This is a genomic window from Buttiauxella cochleicola, assembly GCF_021282435.1.
GTDB lineage: Bacteria > Pseudomonadota > Gammaproteobacteria > Enterobacterales > Enterobacteriaceae > Buttiauxella > Buttiauxella massiliensis.
The window spans coordinates 72187-90925 of record NZ_JAJSOT010000003.1; the positions used below are offsets into that span (position 1 = coordinate 72187).

22 protein-coding genes and 1 riboswitch are annotated in these 18739 nt (G+C 53.1%); of the genes, 1 reads left to right on the plus strand and 21 read right to left on the minus strand.

Going from position 1 to position 18739, the window contains the following annotated elements; all coding sequences use genetic code 11:
* Nucleotides 1-45: 45 nt before the first annotated feature.
* The 19 genes from cobS to LVQ77_RS09350 form a co-directional block, all read right to left on the minus strand.
* Nucleotides 46-789 carry an adenosylcobinamide-GDP ribazoletransferase gene (cobS, locus tag LVQ77_RS09260; RefSeq protein WP_232904431.1) on the minus strand — a complete coding sequence of 248 codons (744 nt, stop codon included), beginning with the start codon at nucleotides 787-789 and terminating at the stop codon, nucleotides 46-48.
* Nucleotides 789-1331: a bifunctional adenosylcobinamide kinase/adenosylcobinamide-phosphate guanylyltransferase gene (cobU, locus tag LVQ77_RS09265; RefSeq protein ID WP_151994348.1), complete on the minus strand. Its 543-nt coding sequence runs from the start codon at nucleotides 1329-1331 to the stop codon at nucleotides 789-791. The genes cobS and cobU overlap by 1 nt, the downstream gene beginning before the upstream one ends.
* Nucleotides 1328-2863 (minus strand): cobyric acid synthase, encoded by a 1536-nt coding sequence (locus LVQ77_RS09270; protein ID WP_232904277.1) that lies wholly within the window; start codon nucleotides 2861-2863, stop codon nucleotides 1328-1330. The genes cobU and LVQ77_RS09270 overlap by 4 nt, the downstream gene beginning before the upstream one ends.
* Nucleotides 2860-3669 (minus strand): ATP-binding cassette domain-containing protein, encoded by an 810-nt coding sequence (locus LVQ77_RS09275; RefSeq protein ID WP_232904278.1) that lies wholly within the window; start codon nucleotides 3667-3669, stop codon nucleotides 2860-2862. Before LVQ77_RS09275 ends, LVQ77_RS09270 begins: the two co-directional genes overlap by 4 nt.
* An 11-nt stretch (nucleotides 3670-3680) precedes the next feature.
* Nucleotides 3681-4358 (minus strand): energy-coupling factor ABC transporter transmembrane protein, encoded by a 678-nt coding sequence (locus LVQ77_RS09280; RefSeq protein ID WP_232865277.1) that lies wholly within the window; start codon nucleotides 4356-4358, stop codon nucleotides 3681-3683.
* The gene (locus LVQ77_RS09285) at nucleotides 4345-4626 is read right to left on the minus strand and encodes an energy-coupling factor ABC transporter substrate-binding protein (protein ID WP_232904279.1); all 282 of its coding nucleotides are present in this window, start codon (nucleotides 4624-4626) and stop codon (nucleotides 4345-4347) included. Before LVQ77_RS09285 ends, LVQ77_RS09280 begins: the two co-directional genes overlap by 14 nt.
* A gap of 1 nt (nucleotide 4627) precedes the next feature.
* Nucleotides 4628-5359: a cobalt ECF transporter S component CbiM gene (gene cbiM / locus LVQ77_RS09290; RefSeq protein ID WP_151994353.1), complete on the minus strand. Its 732-nt coding sequence runs from the start codon at nucleotides 5357-5359 to the stop codon at nucleotides 4628-4630.
* 62 nt (nucleotides 5360-5421) lie between these two features.
* Nucleotides 5422-6138 (minus strand): cobalt-factor II C(20)-methyltransferase, encoded by a 717-nt coding sequence (locus tag LVQ77_RS09295; protein ID WP_232904280.1) that lies wholly within the window; start codon nucleotides 6136-6138, stop codon nucleotides 5422-5424.
* Nucleotides 6135-6929: a sirohydrochlorin cobaltochelatase gene (gene cbiK / locus LVQ77_RS09300; protein WP_232865275.1), complete on the minus strand. Its 795-nt coding sequence runs from the start codon at nucleotides 6927-6929 to the stop codon at nucleotides 6135-6137. Before cbiK ends, LVQ77_RS09295 begins: the two co-directional genes overlap by 4 nt.
* Entirely contained in the window at nucleotides 6926-7717 is a 792-nt protein-coding gene (locus LVQ77_RS09305; protein WP_232904281.1) for a cobalt-precorrin-6A reductase, read from the minus strand. Before LVQ77_RS09305 ends, cbiK begins: the two co-directional genes overlap by 4 nt.
* Entirely contained in the window at nucleotides 7714-8439 is a 726-nt protein-coding gene (locus tag LVQ77_RS09310) for a precorrin-3B C(17)-methyltransferase (protein WP_232865273.1), read from the minus strand. Before LVQ77_RS09310 ends, LVQ77_RS09305 begins: the two co-directional genes overlap by 4 nt.
* Entirely contained in the window at nucleotides 8433-9494 is a 1062-nt protein-coding gene (gene cbiG, locus LVQ77_RS09315; RefSeq protein ID WP_232904282.1) for a cobalt-precorrin 5A hydrolase, read from the minus strand. The genes LVQ77_RS09310 and cbiG overlap by 7 nt, the downstream gene beginning before the upstream one ends.
* Complete coding sequence (locus LVQ77_RS09320) at nucleotides 9475-10248, minus strand: cobalt-precorrin-4 methyltransferase (RefSeq protein WP_232904283.1); 774 nt, start codon at nucleotides 10246-10248, stop codon at nucleotides 9475-9477. The genes cbiG and LVQ77_RS09320 overlap by 20 nt, the downstream gene beginning before the upstream one ends.
* Nucleotides 10241-10810 carry a decarboxylating cobalt-precorrin-6B (C(15))-methyltransferase gene (locus LVQ77_RS09325; protein WP_232904284.1) on the minus strand — a complete coding sequence of 190 codons (570 nt, stop codon included), beginning with the start codon at nucleotides 10808-10810 and terminating at the stop codon, nucleotides 10241-10243. Before LVQ77_RS09325 ends, LVQ77_RS09320 begins: the two co-directional genes overlap by 8 nt.
* Nucleotides 10800-11402, minus strand: a complete 603-nt coding sequence (locus LVQ77_RS09330) for a cobalt-precorrin-7 (C(5))-methyltransferase (RefSeq protein WP_232904285.1) — start codon at nucleotides 11400-11402, stop codon at nucleotides 10800-10802. Before LVQ77_RS09330 ends, LVQ77_RS09325 begins: the two co-directional genes overlap by 11 nt.
* Nucleotides 11396-12532 carry a cobalt-precorrin-5B (C(1))-methyltransferase CbiD gene (gene cbiD, locus LVQ77_RS09335; protein ID WP_232904286.1) on the minus strand — a complete coding sequence of 379 codons (1137 nt, stop codon included), beginning with the start codon at nucleotides 12530-12532 and terminating at the stop codon, nucleotides 11396-11398. The genes LVQ77_RS09330 and cbiD overlap by 7 nt, the downstream gene beginning before the upstream one ends.
* Nucleotides 12529-13161, minus strand: coding sequence for a cobalt-precorrin-8 methylmutase (locus tag LVQ77_RS09340; protein WP_232865267.1), 633 nt, complete (start codon nucleotides 13159-13161; stop codon nucleotides 12529-12531). Before LVQ77_RS09340 ends, cbiD begins: the two co-directional genes overlap by 4 nt.
* Before the next feature lie 9 nt (nucleotides 13162-13170).
* Nucleotides 13171-14130 carry an adenosylcobinamide-phosphate synthase CbiB gene (gene cbiB / locus LVQ77_RS09345; RefSeq protein WP_232904287.1) on the minus strand — a complete coding sequence of 320 codons (960 nt, stop codon included), beginning with the start codon at nucleotides 14128-14130 and terminating at the stop codon, nucleotides 13171-13173.
* Nucleotides 14127-15509: a cobyrinic acid a,c-diamide synthase CobB gene (locus tag LVQ77_RS09350; protein ID WP_232904288.1), complete on the minus strand. Its 1383-nt coding sequence runs from the start codon at nucleotides 15507-15509 to the stop codon at nucleotides 14127-14129. The genes cbiB and LVQ77_RS09350 overlap by 4 nt, the downstream gene beginning before the upstream one ends.
* 228 nt (nucleotides 15510-15737) lie before the next feature.
* Nucleotides 15738-15917, minus strand: a riboswitch (cobalamin riboswitch).
* 226 nt (nucleotides 15918-16143) lie between these two features.
* On the opposite strand from LVQ77_RS09350, the gene LVQ77_RS09355 reads away from it, so the two are divergent.
* On the plus strand, nucleotides 16144-17004 hold the full coding sequence (locus LVQ77_RS09355; RefSeq protein ID WP_232904289.1) for a GHMP family kinase ATP-binding protein: 861 nt from the start codon (nucleotides 16144-16146) through the stop codon (nucleotides 17002-17004).
* Nucleotides 17005-17137: 133 nt separating this feature from the next.
* On the opposite strand, the gene LVQ77_RS09360 is transcribed toward LVQ77_RS09355, so the two are convergent.
* Entirely contained in the window at nucleotides 17138-17458 is a 321-nt protein-coding gene (locus LVQ77_RS09360) for a DUF496 family protein (protein ID WP_151994365.1), read from the minus strand.
* A gap of 206 nt (nucleotides 17459-17664) precedes the next feature.
* Entirely contained in the window at nucleotides 17665-18723 is a 1059-nt protein-coding gene (locus tag LVQ77_RS09365) for an FUSC family protein (protein WP_232865263.1), read from the minus strand.
* Nucleotides 18724-18739 lie beyond the last annotated feature (16 nt).

Sequence of the window (18739 nt, forward strand, 5' to 3'; positions counted from 1 at the left end):
TCAGAAACGTTATAAAAAACAGTTCAGCACAGCGCCATCCGACAATCAGCGCAGCAGCGCGAGCAGGAAAACCACTTCGCCCAATTCAATCGCCGCCCCCAGCGTGTCGCCGGTTTGCCCGCCGAGCGTGCGCTTCAACATCTGGCCGAGGAGATACATCGCCAGTATTGTGATAGCCAGCGCCAGCAGTCCGGAAGTCGGCAACAGAACCGTGCACAGCACCGCACCGCCAATCAGCGTCAGCAGCGCCTGTGTGCCCGTCACTTTGCCGATAAACAGATTGCCCAGCCCTTTCTCACGCGCATACTTGTGGTTGTACATCAGCAGCACACAAGCACTGCGCCCGGCAATGGAAGCCGCTGCCAGCACCATCAGCATATTATTGCCACGCAGCGCCAGTTCGCTGACCACCAGCACTTTGGTCACAATCACAAAGATCAGCGCCAGCCCACCGTGAGTACCAAGACGGCTATCGCGCATGATTTCCAGCATGCGGTCACGAGTACGCGCCGAGAAAATGCCATCGCACGTGTCAGCCAGGCCATCAAGATGGAAACCACCGGTCAATAATGCGAGTGCCAGCACATAACCCATGGCAGCTAAAGGTAAGCCCGCCCACGGCTGCAACAGCGTAAACACAGCCCCTGCCAAAGCACCCAGCACCAGGCCAACAAATGGAAAGGTCACGATACCGCGCACATACTGGTGTGTTTCGATACCATCAGTCCAGCGCGCGCGCACCGGAATGCGGCTCATAAACTGCAAAGTGGCGAAGAACAAACGGAAGATCATTTAATTTTTACCCCAATCCCTGAAATAACCAGCCACACCTCATCGGCACGCTGCGCCAGGCGCTGGTTTACGCGCCCGGCAATATCACGGAAATGCCGCGCGAGGCGGTTTTCCGGCACAATGCCCATCCCGACTTCATTGGTCACCAGAATCACTTCCGCCGGGCTTGATTCGCAGGCCGCCAGCAAAATGTCGATTTGCTGATTCACCACCTGTTCCATCGAGTCAAAATCCCAGTCGTCTTCTGGCTTATCGCCCGCCGCGTCATACATCACGTTGGTAATCAGCGTGGTGATGCATTCCAGTAACACAGCTTCGCGGGCATTGTTGTGCTCATTAATAACGGTGTTTAACTCGCGATACTGCTCAACGGTTTGCCAATGCGCCGGGCGGCTGTCGCGATGGTGCGCAATACGCTGCTCCATTTCACTGTCGAAAATTTTCGACGTAGCGATATACAACACACGTTCAAAATTTGCGGCCAGTTGTTCGGCATGACGGCTTTTACCGCTACGAGCGCCGCCCGTGACTAATTTCATATTGGTTGTTCCTGATGCTCTTCCATAATCTGATAAATACGTGAGATATCAATGTTCTCACGCATCGCGTCAGCCAGGATATTGAACTGCTGATCTTTATGATTTTGATAGTCGAACACCTCGCATTCCCAGGCATTCAGCCCTTTGCGCAGACGCAAGCTATCCAACAAACTGCGAGTAAACTCACCGCTATCAAACAGGCCATGCAGGTAAGTACCCAGCACGCGACCATCTTCGCTGATAGCACCATCAACATTATGATAAGGCTGAGTATTACACTCGGTGAAAGTGGCAAACGGTGCGGTATTTTCTCCGCGCTGCGTTTCGCCCATATGGATTTCATAACCTTGCAGTGCTGAACCTGAGCTTGCTGCAAAAACGCCTGGCAGTTGCGCCTGAACCTTTCCGGCGACGCGGGTCGTGGTTTTAACACTGGCAAAGCGTGTCACAACATCCAGCAAACCAATACCGGCCATCTCGCCAAGCCCGGATTCCACTTCGTCGTAAATATGCTGCCCGAGCATCTGATAGCCGCCGCAAATCCCCAGCACCGCGCCGTCATTGCTATTGTGTGTTAGCAGCGCCTGCTCGAGGCCGTTTTCACGCAGCCAGAGCAGGTCGCCGAGGGTATTTTTACTGCCCGGCACAATAACCAGGTCACTGTTTTGCAGTTCATCAGGTTTGGCTACATAACGCAGGCGCACATCAGGCTGTGCCGCCAACGCATTAAAATCGGTGAAGTTCGACATGTACGGCAGTTTTAAAACTGCAATATCCAACTCTTTCGGGGTGACTTCGTCGTATTTCCCACGCTGCAAAACAACGCTGTCTTCATCTTCGAGATCGACATTCAGCCACGGCATCACGCCCAAAACTGGCACGCCGGTTAACGCTTCGATTTGTTCGATGCCGGAGTAGAGCAGCGCCACGTCGCCACGGAACTTGTTAATAATGACGCCTTTTACGCGCCATTTTTCATGTTCCAGCAGTAGCGCTATGGTGCCGTAAATAGCAGCGAACACGCCGCCACGGTCAATATCTGCAACAAGAATCACCGGGCATTGCGCCAGTTCTGCCATGCCCATATTGACGATATCGCGGTCGCGTAAGTTGATTTCAGCCGGGCTACCCGCCCCTTCAAGCACCATCACATCATATTCTGACGCAAGGCTTTGGTAGACCTCGCGGATTTGCGCTTTCAATTGCGGTTTGTAGTTGTGGTAGGTCACAGCATCCATATTGGTGGCGACTTTACCCATCAATACCACCTGCGCTTTGCAGTCGCTGGTTGGTTTGAGTAGTACGGGGTTCATGCGCACATCCGGGGCAATTCCAGCCGCTTCAGCCTGGAAAATCTGCGCCCTGCCCATCTCTTTGCCATCCGGCGTGATACCCGAATTGAGCGCCATATTCTGCGATTTAAACGGCGCGGTACGGTGGCCGTCCTGGGCGAAAATCCGACACAGCCCTGCCACCAACATGCTTTTCCCTACATCAGAGGCGGTGCCCTGAACCATGATTGAAAGGCTCATCCTGCTTCCTTTGAAACGCGCAAGGCGTTAAACAATTGAGTTTCGGTTTTGCACAACGGGAAACCGAGTTCGCTGTGCAGTTTGACCAGCCATGGCTGCACAAGCCCGGCATCTTGCAGCATCGGCGCCTGACTAAAGACTTCGCCGGGTTCACCTTGCGCGACGATTCTGCCGCCTTTCATCACATACACGGCGTTGCAAACTTCATAAATCAGATCAATATCATGGCTTGAGATGACGACGTGCTTACCCTGCGCAGCAATGCGGGCGATGATTTCAATCATCTGTTGACGGCCCGATGGGTCAAGTCCGGCGGTCGGTTCATCAAGCAATAAATAGTCGGCTTCCATCACCAGCGCCCCGGCAATTGCCACGCGTTTCTTCTGCCCGTGACTTAAATATTGAATCGGTTTGTGGCGGAAAGATTGCGCATCTACCAGCTGAATCGCGTGTTCGACACGGCGGGCGATTTCGGTTTCATTCACGCCAAGATTGCGCAAGCTAAAGGCGATATCGCTGTCGATATCGGTATAAAAGATTTGTTGTTCCGGGTCCTGAAACACGGTGGTGACGCGCTGGCGGTGCTCAATCAACCCGGCTTTGGTGTAATTTATCGGTTTGCCCTGCCACAAAACTGCACCAATCTTCGGGCGCAAAACACCGTTGAGGTTCATAAACAGCGTGGATTTTCCACAGCCGTTTGCGCCGACTATTCCCGTTACCGGGTACGTCCCAAAATCAAAGGTTAAATCGTGCAGAACGGTATCATCCTGATAGCAAAAAGATAAATTTTGGGTTGTCAGCATCGGTGCAGTTCTCACAGGTGGAAATCACCCTGGTAAAGTTTGATATCCAGCGTCGTGACCATTTGCTGGTAACGCAGCAGCACGCGCGAAAAAAGCATGCTGACTAACATAGCAAGCGAACGGTAACCACCGGGCAGCGTACGATAACCGAAACGCAATGTCTGAGCACGGTGAATGGCCTGTGCCTCGTCCAACAGGATAAAAATAAAACGCCAGGTGAGCAGGATTTGCTCGGTCAGCAAACGCGGTACCCGGAGGCGTTGTAGCAAGATGATCAATTGCGGAAACGGTAGATTTAGCACCAGCCAGTAAGTCGCGCCCAGAGCCGCAAGGCTGCGCCAGAAAGTCTGGTTTGCCATCATCACGCCTTGTGCATCAATGCCCACATAAAATGAGCCGAGCGGCACACTCCACAGCAAAGCCTGCGCGTGGTGCGCGGCACTGAAGATTATCGTCACCACGCCGATCAGCAAAAAGCCCAGTGGCACCGCCAGCCAGCGCAAGTACCGCACCGGTCCAACACGCAGCAACCAACAGGTAAAAGCGGCAATCACCAGCAGCAAAACCGCCTGCCCGACTGGCGGCAGTGCAAACGCCAGCACCATCATCACCAGATACAGCGCAAATTTACGCAGCGGTGAGACACGGCACCAGCGGCTTTGGTAACTGAGTTTATCAATCCCCAGCATGGTCTTCGCGGCGGCCCCGGTAATAGCCCAGAATGTAGAAAATCACCGCCGTACCGATTGAACCTTGCAGGGTAAACAGCAGGCTTTCGATTTCGCTGCTGGCTGGTTCATAAAGCGGCTGGAACCACGGTTTGTAATGAGGCGCGACGACCAATATCTGCCCTTCTGCCTGGTCGTCGGAGCCGCCGTATTCGCCACCGTGAGGAACAAAGAACGGCACAATCATCAGTCCTATTATCAGGGCAAGCAATACTAGAGTCTTTTTCATCTTATTGGCTCCTGGCAGGAAGCAGTTGTCGTTTGGTTAGCTGGTCGTAAATCATCACAGTGAGCAAGCCTTCGGCGATGGCTATTGGGATCTGCGTCAGACAGAAAATACCCATGAATTTCATCGAGGAACCGGTAACGCCAAAGTGCGGATCGGGGAACGCTACACCGAGTTGAATCGAAGTGACAAAGTAAGTGGTTAAGTCAGCAATCATCGCACACAGGAACACGGCCACATCGCGGCGAAAGCCCGCTTTACATGCCAGTTTCCATACCAGATAACCGACAATCGGCCCAATAACCGCCATCGACATGCCGTTTGCGCCAAGCGTAGTCAGCCCGCCGTGTGCCAGTAACAGTGCCTGGAACAGCAGCACAATGGCACCCAAAACCGCCACAACGCCCGGGCCGAACAGAATTACCGCAAGGCCAACGCCAGTTGGGTGCGAGCAGCTTCCGGTAACCGAGGGGATTTTTAACGCCGAGAGCACAAAGATAAATGCACCGCAAAGTGCCAGCAGCACTTTCTGGTTGCTGTCATGTGCCACGATTTGGCGCAAACGCACCAGCCCGACGTACAAGCACGGCAGGAATAAAATCCACCATGCCAGAGCCCACATTGGCGGCAGGAAACCTTCCATAATGTGCATTGCGAAGGCTTCTTGCGGCACGATGAGCAACAACATCCCCATGCCCAGCCCGCTTAGCGAGAGTTTTTTAAGTAACGATTCCATGATTTTCCTTTAAGACGTTAATGTCGGATGGCGCTTGTCCGACCTACGAATGCGTATCAGATTTACAACGTCTGGTTACGCCACTGTTTATTCACAAGAATGGTCGAAAAATACGGTAGCTTCTGGTCATCCGGCACCTCTTCCAGGTTTCGCCAGCATTGCTCGCCCGGTAATGTCGCTTCCGCCATTAACACCGCATGTTGAATGATTCCCAGGTGTTGTAGCAGCGCCTTGATTTGCGCGAAGCGGCCATAGACTTTCATCAACACTACGCTGTCATGCGCGCGCAATGCTTCAGTAAGGGCCTGATGTGATGCTGTGCAAGACATCACCGCGAGGGATTGCTGTTCCATCGCCAGCGGCAGTTGCGCTCGCGAAGCGATAGCAGCAAAAGAAGTGACACCAGGGACGATTTCCAACCACTCCGGGTTGCCGATACGAGCCAGCAAAAACACCCAGGTACTGAACAGCATTGAATCACCGAGCGTGATAAACCCGACCTGTTTACCCTGCTCCACTTCGTGTTGCAGCGCCGCCGCAGTTTCATCCCACACCACCGATTTTTCGTCGTTATCAGCACTCATCGGGAAGTGGCAGGTGCGTATTTCGGTAGTTTCACTGAGGTATTCGCGCACAATGGAAAGCGCCAGACTGTCGCCGCCTTTGCGCCCTGCTGGGGCATACAACACATCGAGTTTGCCGATGATACGCGCCGCACGGACGGTAATCAGGTCACTGGCACCAGGCCCGGTACCGAGAGCATATAAGCGACCGGTCATGCTGCCACCTCCGCTGACTTTTCCAATGCACGCTGCAAATGGTTCACAAACATGGCGCGAATTTGTGGGTTTTCGCCCAGGCCTTGCAACCAGGGTTGTGCTTCAATGCCCGCTTCTTGTAGCTGGGTTTTCCACGAGTCTTCTTCGTCAGACGCCATGTCGTTAATTGCATGGTCGCCCGCCACTAACATCAGCGGCATCAGGTGGACTTTACGTACCTTTTCTTTCAGCAAGCCACGCACGATAAGGTCGATTTCCGGGTAGCTTTCTACCGCACCGACACGCGCCGGGATCTGGCGAGCCGCCATTAAATGATCGAGGCAGGCATAGGCCGAAAACGCATGATGGCTGGCACCGTGGCCCATAAACACTACGCGCTCATCGGCTTCAAGCTGTGGCATCTGGCTTTGCAAAGCGCTGAGCAGCAGTTCGTAATCATTGAAATCGCTAAGCAATGCTGTGCCCAATGCCAGGCGCTGGAACAAATGGCTGTACGCCTTAACTTCACGGGAGATTTTTTCGTATTCGTCGCCATTAATTACATGTAACGACTGTACGGCCACATCCTGATAACCCAGTTCAGCAAGGCGCAGCAGTGCTTGCGCAGGTGTATCAATGTCCAGGTTATCGCGCTTTTTTAACTTGCGAATAATCATGCCGGAGGTAAAGGCGCGGAACCGATCGCGGTCGGCAAAGGTGCGGCTAAGTTGTTCTTCACAGGCAACAATATTTTTGGTGCAGGTTTCGTGGTAACTGGTACCGAAACTGATTACTAACAGGGCTTTTTTCATGATTTTCTCTCTTGCAGCCAGCGTGTGACACGGCGGCTCACATCTTCACGGCTTTCCAGTAATTCAGGGCCAAAAACCTGCGATTGCGGGCGAGTCACTACCACACAGGGAATATTTCGCGCCAGCGCAGGGGTCACTTTGTCGAGATAACCGCCTTCGGCACCGGACTCTTTGGTTATCACCACATCGGGCGCACAGAAGTCATAAGTGGCGGCGTTAAACTCAGCGCTGAACGGGCCGCGCAGCGCAATAATATTGTCAACGCCCAACCCCAGCGCTTCGCACTCGGCAATCACTTCGCTGGTCGGTAACACCCGAGCCAACAGTGTTTTGCCCGGCAAAGCTTGCTGATAAGCAGCCAGTTCTTTGCTACCGGTAGTCAACAGCACGCGTGGGCCAAATGTTTGCGCCACGGCACAGGCGGCTTGCAGACTGGCCACTTTGTGCAGCAACGGGTGTTCCAGATCATTAAGTTCACTACGCCGCTGATACCGGCTGAGTGTTACACCCACGATTTCACAGGCGCGGGTGATATTTTGGCTAAGCAATTCGGCATACGGATGCGAGGCATCAATCACCCAGTTCACGGCATTGCTGACCAGCCAGTCAGCGATTCCATCGGTATCAATTCGCCCTACACGAATTTTCCCACCGATATCACCCGCCAGAGACGCCCCTACCGCCGTCGCGACCGAAAGCGTGTACGAAATGCGCAGTTCATCGAGGATCTGGCAAATAAACCGGGCATCGCTGGTGCCGCCGAATACCAGCACTGGCGTTTCACTCACAGCTCGTAACCTCGAGGGGTAATCATTAATCCATTGCGAACAAAGGTCGTTTTGTTGCCGACAATCACCAGACTCGTCATATCAACCGGTTCGAAATCCATCTCACCAAAGGTGGTCAGCCATTTTTGTTCTTTCTTACGTCCGGCCGCTTTCACCACGCCCACTGGCGTTTGCGGGCTGGTAAACTCGCTCATCAATTCGAACGCACGCGCCAGATGACCTTCGCGGCCACGGCTGCGCGGGTTATAGAAGCAAATAACAAAATCAGCAGAAGCCGCCGCAATAATGCGTTTTTCGATAACCGGCCATGGCGTGAGTAAATCGCTCAGGCTGATATGGCAGAAATCATGCATTAATGGCGCGCCGAGTAATGATGCAGCGGCAATGCTGGCTGTGATGCCCGCCACCAGCCGTACCTCAATGTCCAGTTGCTGCGATGTCACCAGTTCCAGCACCAGACCGGCCATGCCGTAAATCCCGGCATCACCGCTGCTGATTAACGCCACGTTATGTCCAGCTTGCGCCAGTTCGATGGCGGTCTGGCAACGTTCAATCTCTTTACACATGCCGGTTTTGATCACCTGTTTGTCGCCAGTTAATGGCTTCACCAGGTGGGTATAAGTTTTATATCCGACGACAATTTCAGCTTCCTGCAGAGCAGCAATAGCTTCCTGAGTCATCATGGCTTCGCTACCAGGGCCAATGCCGATTACCGTTAACATCTGTCTGAAACTCCTAAAGTTATGGTGACACCCTGCTGTTTCAGAGTGTGACCCACTAGATTGCCGTTGCTCATCAGCCACGCAGCAGGTTGTGAGACGCTGCCAACGCCTACGGTCAGGCGCACAAATTCCGATGCCGGAAATCGATGCTCGTGTTCGCTCAATTGGTCAACGCTAAAAAGTTTGAAAGGGATTTGATGGTGCTGTGCCAGTTCCAGTAGTGCAGGCTCATCTTGCTTGAGCATTACACTGCCGATGGCGCACAACGCCAGCGGGTCAAAATGGTTCTCAGCCAGTTGCTGGCGGAGCAGCGCGGCCACGGTTTGTGGCGGCGTGTCACGGCGGCAGCCGATGCCTGCTATGACGCGCTTCGGAACCAGTTTATAAACGGGGATATTTAAGGCAGGCTGCGAATCACGCAGCGTGACGCACACCAGCGCATCAAGCTCTGGCAGGGCATCAAGGCTCTCAATCGCAATAAAGCCGCGCGTGTCGTAATGCTCAGCATGTGGCGCAAATTCGCTGTCCCACCACAGGCCAACCCGCTGTTGACTCACCAACATTTGGTTGACGGTTTTCACCGCCAGACGGAAATCGAGCATCGTTGCGTCAAGTTTTGCCGCAAGCGTATCAAGCGCCGCCATCTGATTCACATCGGTCGCGGTAGTGATGACCGGGTCTGCGTTTAGCAGCGTTGCCAGTTGGCGAGTTAGCTCGTTAGCACCACCCATGTGGCCGGAAAGCAGGCTGATCACGTGTTCTGCACGTTCATCCATTACCACAACCGCCGGGTCTTGCAGTTTGTCACACAGCATTGGCGCAATCACCCGCACCACAATTCCGGTGGCCGCAATAAATACCAGTGCCGAATACTGGCTGAATGCCTGCTGTACCGTTTGAGCAAAACTGCCGCCAAACGGGATAAAACCCGGTTGTAGCAACTTTTCACTGGTAAAACAGGTCAGCGGCAAGGCTTCACGCAGGCGTTGTGCCAGCACCACACCACCGGGTGTCAGGCAAAACAGCGCGATCGACTCAGGCTTTGCGGTATTCATGGCTGAACCCTGCGTCGTAGAGTTTCGAGTAGTGATACTCCTCGCCCAAAAACGCCCCAACCATAATCAGCGCGGTTTTACGGATTCCGGCTTCGCGTACTTTTTCAGCAATGTCAGTAAGGGTGCCGCGTATCTCCTGGCAATCAGGCCAGGTGGCTTTATAGACTACCGCGACTGGCGTATCTGCTGGATAACCGCCTTCAATCAGGCGTTCTGCCACACGGTTAATCCGTTGTACCGAGAGGAAAATGGCCATTGAGGTTTGGTGTTTTGCGAAGGATTCAAGCTGTTCGAGCGGTGGCATCGGCGTGCGGCCTTCGATACGCGTGATGATCAGGCTCTGCGAGACTTCCGGTACGGTGTATTCCACGCCAAGTTGTGCAGCCGCGCCCAAAAACGCACTGACTCCCGGCACAGAAACGTAGCCAATACCGAGTTTGGAGAGCATTTCGCCCTGTTCGCGGATTGAGCCATACAGCGAAAGATCGCCGGTTTGCAGGCGCACCACCAGCTTGCCCGCTTTCACGCCGTTCTCCATCAACTCAATAATCTCGTCGAGATTGAGCCCTGCGCTGTCATGGCATTCGGTGCCAGGTTGGCAGTAATCCAGCAGTTCAGGATTAATGAGCGAGCCGGCATAAATCACCACTTTGGCCTGTTGCAAGATGCGGTAGCCTTTCAGCGTGATTAGCTCTTTGTCGCCAGGACCTGCGCCAACGAACCAGACTTTGCGGGTATCAAATAACTCAGTCATTGCTTCCTTCCTTGCGACAAGAGATCAAATAAGTGGGATTGTTCGGTTTGAAGTAGTGCCCACTGCCAAGCGTTGCTAGGTTTGCCACCTGCAATTGCAGGCAATCAAAATCGCTCACCGCGCATTGTTCAAGGTGAGTTAGCGCGCAGGTTAAGTTTTCCAGCAGGATGAATGTCATCACCAGACGCCCGCCGGGATGCAAATGCGCCAGCGACCAGTCGATCAATTCCGTAAGTTGCCCACCACTGCCCCCGATAAACACCGCATCGGCCATCACGTTCAGCTCTATTGGCGCGTACCCGCTGATGATTTCAACGTTCGGACAGGCGAAAAGCTCACGGTTTTCTGCCATCAGCGCCAGCGCGTCAGGGTTGCGCTCAATTGCCGACACCTGCAATTGCGGGTACCGCATCGCCGCTTCAAGGGACACGCTGCCAGTGCCTGCGCCGATGTCGATAAAGTGCGTGGCGTGCTGTAATTGCAGGCGATCGAGCGCCTGAGTACGTACCACTTCTTTAGTCATCGGCACGCGTGCACCGCGTAAAAACAGATCATCTTTCATTGAGTATTATCACCACATTCATCGCGTAAGACTGCGCCACGTCGGCGGCGCGCAAGCGATGGATTCGTTCATCTGCTGACGACAGGTTCTCGCCAATAATGAGAATGGGATTGAGGCCGCGCATCAGAAATGCCTGGGCGATGGCATGCGGCCCGATAATGGTGTCGGTCACCATTGCCACTTTTTGGTGCGCCACAATCGCGTTGAAATCGGGTTCACGCCCATGGCTGCTGGTTATCCATAAGTCGTTCATATCGACGGCGGCTTTGGCGCACAGATATTGAATCGAGCTGATGCCGGGAATAATGCACAGTTGTTCAGGCGGGAAACTTGCTGCCAGACGTTTACCAATGCCATAAACCAGCGGGTCGCCAGAGGCCAGCACCACTATTTGCTGGCTCAGGCGTTCACCAAGCCAGACGATTAAGCCGTCAAGATCGCTATCCAACAAACGCGTCTGGGCCTCCGAATCAGCAAACAGCGCCAGTTGACGTGCGCCGCCCACCAGAATCTGCGCTTCATCAATGGCGATACGCGCCTGGAAAGTCAGATACTCCGCAGCCCCTGGTCCAATACCTACAACGGTCAGCATCGCAACTCCTGAGCTATTTCAGCCACCGGGCGGCTACTGCCTAAAACCTGGTTATCGAACGAGAATAAAATGGCGTCGCACTTAGGCGGGGATTGGGTGAAACGCAGCATCTCAGCAACACGCTCACAGATGCGGATTGCCAGGCGTTCAAACACACCCATCCAGCCTTGCTCCGCGATGATTTCAAGTGCCGCTTCAGTGGTGTCGCACTGGCTTACAGCTTCCAGCAACGAAAACGGCGCGCCCATTAATGCCAGGTGTGCGACCAACGTCTCCATGCGCCCGTCGGCAATGTGGCTGTGGGTGTGGAAAATCCCGGCGGCAACTTTCACCAACTTGCCAGGGTGGCCAATCAACACGATGTGACGGTACTCAAGGCGCACCGCTTCCTGAATCATGTAGCCGACGAAATTGCTCATCGTCACCACACATTCACTGTCCAAATCGAGTTGCTCGCGGACAAAACGTTCACCGTGGTTGCCCGGCACCAGAATGACTTTATCCAGCCCGGCGGCGCGTTTCATTTCCAGCTCGAGTGCCAGTGAACGCTTCCAGCTTTCTTCGGACATCGGCATCACAATACCGGTGGTACCGATTATCGAAATCCCGCCCAAAATCCCGAGGCGATGGTTGTAGGTTTTCTTTGCTCGCTCCTCACCTTCTGGAGCAAAAATTTCAATTTCGGCGCCACGTTCCGCACCGATAACTTCACGCACCGCCGCTTCAATGGTCTGGCGCGGCGTGCGGTTAATAGCCGATTCGCCAATGGGCAAACCGATGCCTTTGCGTGTGACTTTGCCGACCCCGGTACCGCCGCGCAGGGTGATCGCACCGCTGTCATTAAGCTGTACGCGAGCGAAAATCAGCATGCCGTGAGTGGCGTCGACGTCATCGCCGCCGTCTTTACGGATTGCCGCCGTCGCCTGCTGACCTTCGATAATTGGCATTTCAACGTTGAGATGCAGTGTGACGCCTGAAGGGGTGACGATAGAAACCTGGTCGATCACGTGCTGGCGCAATACCATCAGAGCCGCGACTTTAGCCGCAGCAGTGGCGCATGAACCGGTGGTGTAGCCTTTGCGGTATGCCTTGCCTTTATGCCAGACGCAATCGGCGGTTTGCTCGCTCACTGAGCCTCCCGCAAGCGGTAAAGCAGCGCATTCACAATAGCTGCGGCGACGTTACTGCCGCCTTTGCGCCCACGCGCAGCAATGGCCGGTAAGCCGCTTTCAACCAGCGCTTCTTTAGACTCTTCAGCCCCGACAAACCCGACGGGCACGCCGATAACGGCTGAAGGTTTGGCTCCTAACTCTAACAAGCGGAACAGCGCGGTTGGCGCATTACCAAAGACAAAGACCTTCTCGCCATCTTCCTCTAAAGCCAGATCCACCGCCGCCATTGAGCGCGTCACGCCCTGCTCTTTGGCATGAGCCACCACGCGCGGGTCGCTAATAAAGCAGCGGCAGCTACAACCAAACTCCGCCAGCAGGGTCTTGTTAATACCCGAAAGTGCCATGGTGGTATCGGTGTACAACGTGCAACCACGCAACAAACTGGCGGTCAGTTTTTCGATGACATCAGGTGAAAACCACAAAATATCCAGCCACTCAAAATCGGCGGTAGTGTGGATAACCCGCTTGATCATCGCTTCCTGAATAGCATCGTTAAAACGATATTCCGGGCGCTCGGCGGCAATGATTTCGCTAATGATTTCAAAACTGTGCTGCTCAATAAGCTGGGGTTGTTGCAGGTAGTTCATCAGGTGTCCTTAAGCTATGCCAGGTGCAAGTACGCGCAATGCGGCAAACAGCAGCAAAGCAAACAGCGAAGCCAACATCATGAGTTGAATGGTGCGAGTTATATCGTCAAGGGCAATGCCGCGCTGCTCATCCCCCATCCACGGTTTTTCTACCCGCTCGCCAAAATAGGTGTTCGGCCCGCCCAGTCGGATACCTAGCGCGCCGGCAACGGTAGCCTCAGGCCAGGCACAATTCGGACTGCTGTGTTGATAGCGGTCACGCCAGCCGATAAGCAGCGCCTGGCGAGGGTTGGCTCGCAAGAAAAAGGCCGCGAGGGTAAGCAACAACCAGCTCAATCTTGCGGGAATGAAATTAGCGAGGTCATCAAGCCGGGCGCTGACATAACCAATGGCGCGATATTTTTCGGTTTTATAACCGACAATGGAGTCGAGGGTATTGATAGCTTTGTAGGCCAGGGCAAGTGGTGCACCGCCAATCATCAGGAAGAACAGTGGAGCAATCACACCATCGACACTATTTTCTGCCACCGTTTCGACCACCGCACGGGTGATTTGCGGGCGCTCGAGTTGCGAAGTATCACGCCCGACTATCCAGGATAATTTCTCGCGACTCTCTTCTAGCGTGCCATCTTTGAGTGCGCGATAAACCTCGAGTGCCGCATCACTCAAGCAACGGGCGGCAAGCACGGTATAAATCATCCACACCTCAACCAGCCAGCCGAGCCACACAGATACCTGATTTGCGAGGTGCAATACTCCCCAACTCACGCCCCAGGTCGAACCCACCACAACCAGCCATAACACGCCGCCGCCGATTTTCAGCGCACGGTCGCTTTTGCAGCACCGGCGTATCTGGCGCTGCGTAAAGCTGATGAGATTGCCAATCCAGCGCACCGGATGTGGCCAGTGATGCGGGTCACCGAGCCAATAATCCAGTAACCACGCGACAGCCCACGCAAGAAGTGTCATAGGTGATTCCTCGCAAGTGCTAACCAGTGATTGAGTAACGAGGGACGTTGGGCGAAATGAACATGCAGGTAACTTGCAAAGGTCGCATGATGCTGAAAACCGCCCTGCCAGCGCGAAATAGCTACACCATCGCGCCATTTGCAACAATCGAGAGCGGCAGGTAATGAGCCGCTAAAATCGGAGTAGTGAAACTCATGGCCGCGCAGGGTTTCGCCTTTTTTGGCAAGTAACGTGTCGTGTAATGCCGTGGCTTCGCAGTAGCCAAAACGCGTCAGCCGTTTGCCCATCTGACTGTGACCAGGCAATACGCCACACATGGCATGGGTTTCCTCATTCCCGTCAGTCAGAGATTCCCCCAGATACATCAACCCGCCACATTCGGCGTACAGCGGAATTCGCTGCTGATGTGCCTTTTGCAGGGATTCACGCATTTTGATATTGGCGGCAAGTTTCTCGCCGTGTACTTCTGGATAGCCACCGCCGAGCCAAATCATTTGGCAATCAGGGAGTTTAGTGTCATGCAAGGGGCTAAAACGCTGGATTTTTACCCCTGCCTGCTCGAGTAATTCGAGGTTGTCCGGGTAATAAAAGTTGAAGGCTTCATCTTCGGCAAGCGCAAGCGTAAGCCCATCAGCCAGTGCCGCATCAGGTATAACCGGCGCTTCACCTTGTGGCAGCGAGTTCAGGCGAGATAAATTTAACAGGAGGTCAATGTTGACGGTTTCTTCGAGCTGTTGCGCCAGCTGCTGCCAGCGTTCATCTTGCGGCGCATTTTCTTGGGCAGGAACGAGTCCGAGATGTCGTGCAGGCAAAGCCACATCGGCCATGACAGGCACGCGGCCAAGCACCGGAATACCACAATAACGGGTGATGGCATCGGCAAGTAATTGATAATGGCTATCGCTGTTGACGCGATTAAGAATAACGCCCGCGATATTCAATGTTGGGTCAAATCGCTGAAAGCCCATTACCGTTGCAGCAATAGAAGTGGAGACAGCTTTACCGTCCACCAGCAAAATCACCGGGCAACCGAGCTGTTTTGCCATAGCAGCACTGCTGCAATAGTTGGGGTCAGTTCCGTAACCATCGTACAGCCCCATCACGCCTTCGATAACGGCGACATCAGCGTGCTGCATTTGTTTTGCAAACAGACCATTAAGCGTTGGCGTGGGCAGCATAAACGCATCGAGATTGCGTGAGGCAATGCCAGACACAGCACTGTGCCAGCCGCTATCGAGGTAATCGGGGCCGATTTTGAAAGGTTGAACGCGCAGGCCGCGCAGCATGAGGGCACGAAGCAGCCCGAGCGTGACGGTGGTTTTGCCACAGCCGCTGCTGGTTCCTGCAATGACGAATGCGTGTTTCGCTGCCCCTGCCATAATTGCCTTTTTACTTACTTCGGCAAAATGCGGATGTCAGCACGTGCGCGCACCTTGCGGCTGCACGCATCTGATGACAACTGGCTTCCCACCGAAGGAGTTGTTTAAAATATTACCCGGAATAATTCGAGGAGCAGGAAGGCGGCAATCGAGCAAATCCCGATGAGCTTACTGTAGTAAGTGATTCGGGTTTGTGAGTGCAGCCAACGCACCTGCAACTTGAAGTATGACGGGTACGGCTGACAAGTCGGTCTTCTGGCTTAGCGTCACTCTCGCCCGCCCTTCCCAATCAAAGATCAGTGGTTACGCGGGTTCGTCGGCATCACAGCAGCGGGGGCTGCGGGGGATTGTCACCCCCTTCCCAGCCATGTTTGACACATGGCATAAACGAGTCAGTTGTATCGATTTTAATTACCGTTTTACTGCATGACATTTTTTAATCATCATGCATATAAATTTGTAAAAGCGGTTCTAGTGTAAAAGCTAATAGATATTGATTGTTGCGCTATAACAATTTTTACTGATTTTTATTAATGCTTAGCTCTTAATCGTTGTAATGTGCCGCTGTGCTATCTTCCCGCGCCTGCGGTGAAAAACAGAATGAATCCCAACATGAAAGAGAGTTGCCAATACTATGGCTGAAGCACGCTGCCCGGCGTCCTGCGGTGAATTAATTCAGGGCTGGATAGATGGTGGGGAAAAACTGGTGTCCTGCCCGATAGACTGGTTTAGCACCGTTGAAGTCAGTGAAGGCAAGAGGCTCTCCGGCGAGCGGCCCCGAATGCGCCAGATACTGGAGCGCGTCGTCACGTACTTTGGCTATTCCATTGCGCTAGCAAACAGCCTGAGCATTAATCTGGAATCAACGGTTCCGGTCGGGAAAGGTCTTGCCAGTAGCACTGCGGATATTGCCGCCACAGCAGTTGCTACCGCGCGTCATTTAGGTGAAATGCTGGATGAGTCCGCGCTTGCCACTTTATGCGTGCAACTAGAACCAACGGACAGCACGATTTTTCGCAATCCAACCCTTTTTGACCATATCCAGGCACAAGTACAAATTAGCTGCCAGCCCACGCCAATGCTGGAAATTCTGCTGCTTGAAAGCAATACCACGCTTTTGACGGAGGATTATCATCGTTACGAACGGGAATCAGTGTTAATCCGTAACGCGGGCTTACTGGATAACGCCTGGCAGACGCTACAACGTAGTTGCCGACAACAAGATGCCCGGTTGTTAGGTGAAGCCACTACAATGAGTGCCAAAGCCTGCCAGCAACTGTTAGTAAAACCCATGTTTTCCCAACTATTAGCCCTGGTCGAAGAGTCAGATTTGCACGGGTTAAACGTGGCGCATAGCGGCAGTGTGGTGGGATTGATGCTTGATACCAGTAAGCATGATGTTGAGAAGATGCTCTGGCTGATAAAGCATTTAGAGATTGATAGGCATTATCCGCAGCAGCATCTGGTAAAGATGATAGAGGGCGGAGTGCGCTGAGTTGTTGCGAAAAAAAACCGCCGAATCGGCGGTTTTCACAATTAACACTATTTACCCTAAATAATTCGAGTTGCATTAAAGCGGTAAGTGAACGCAGCTAACACACAGGCAGCTCGAAGTATGACGGGTAAATTTAGTCGGGTTTGATTTCACCCATCACTTTCAGTTTTTTGGAAATTTCACGACGCTCTTTAGACAGTTCAGCATTCTTGATGATGTAATCATCAACACGGTCTTCGTAGTCGGTTTTCATGCTGGCAATGATGCCCTGTATAGCTTCAATGCTCATACCTGGCTTAATGTAGTCACTCAGGTTATCAAGCAGCAGAACACGTTTTGAGTTATCACGGATCTTTTTCTGAACGTCCTGAATCTCACGCTGCAGTTTGTTTTTACGACGGAACAGACGCACAAACTCAAGCACGTCCTGGAAAGAAGGTTTAGTTGGTTCCATTTTTTTACCCCTGCTAATTACATACTCGGATTCGTTAAGACAACCGCCATAGGATTACCTTAATGGTAGCGGCGGCCGCTGACAATTCTTTTATCCCCGTCTGTTCCGGGCTCTATAACCAAACAGTACAGGCGATTAGTCTCTTTCGCTATCTTAACCTCAATTGGTGCTGAATCGAAACCAGCAATTCGCTCCGCACCCCGCAATTATTTACGTAACGCGCGGCAGATCAACTGCGAGAGTAATTCCAGTTGACGAGCAAGCTCCAGACTCAACCAGACATAACCGTGAATTGGGGTTTCCTGAAGTTTCCCATTTCCACCTTCCTGCATAAGCTGGCGCAACTCACTGACGATCTCAGTCAGCTTTTCATTATTCGCAGAAATCGGTGATGGATTGCCGTCATGCAATGCATGAGCAATCGCAGCAAGTGTGCGTTGCGTCATCTGCTGAGTATCACGCAGAGTATGAGCATTGATCATCAGGAAATGGCTCTCTCGGGAAGCCCAGTAAGCATTGATTTGCAGCTCAAGCGTGCACACCATATTACGGCTGACAGTTTGTATCGCTTCGAAAATTGATTTCTGGATGTGGGTTTCTTTGCTGCTCGGCCCAATCAGCGCGCGCATTTTCACTACATCGGTCAACACCTGATGCAGGTGTTTTTCCAGACGCGGGCGCTCCAGCAAGTTCGGCGAAAAACCTGCGTTATAAACCCGGCCAAAGGCGGTGACGAAATTCGCCATTTGAATGCGCCAGTGGATAAACGCACGCTGCGGATAAATACTGGTAAATAGCATTGCGAGTAGTGATCCGAAGATAACATCACCGCTACGCCACATCGCAATTTCCATATCCCCAGCCGGAGCACCCACCACGACCGCTAGGGTAATACCAATCAGCAGAGCCTGATACGGGCGTTTCCCTAGCGCCAGGTAACCGCAAATAAACATAGCAAAAGCGCACCAAACCAGCATCAGCGGCAGAGAAAACAGCTCCAACCTTAGTGCAATAAGCCCCATGGTTGCGCCACAAATGGTACCGCCAATACGTTCAAAGGCGCGAGGTACTACATTTCCCCAGAAGGATATTGGCCCCATCACCACCACTAAAGTGATTAATGGCCACGTGCCCTCCGGAACTTTCAGAAGATGTACGATGAGAAAGGTAAGAACAAATGCCAGCGCGATACGAACGCCGTGCACAATTCGGTAGTTGCGATAAACACGCAGTTCAAACGGGCTTAGTGATTTGTCGGGGCGCACACCCGGCTCTCCTGAA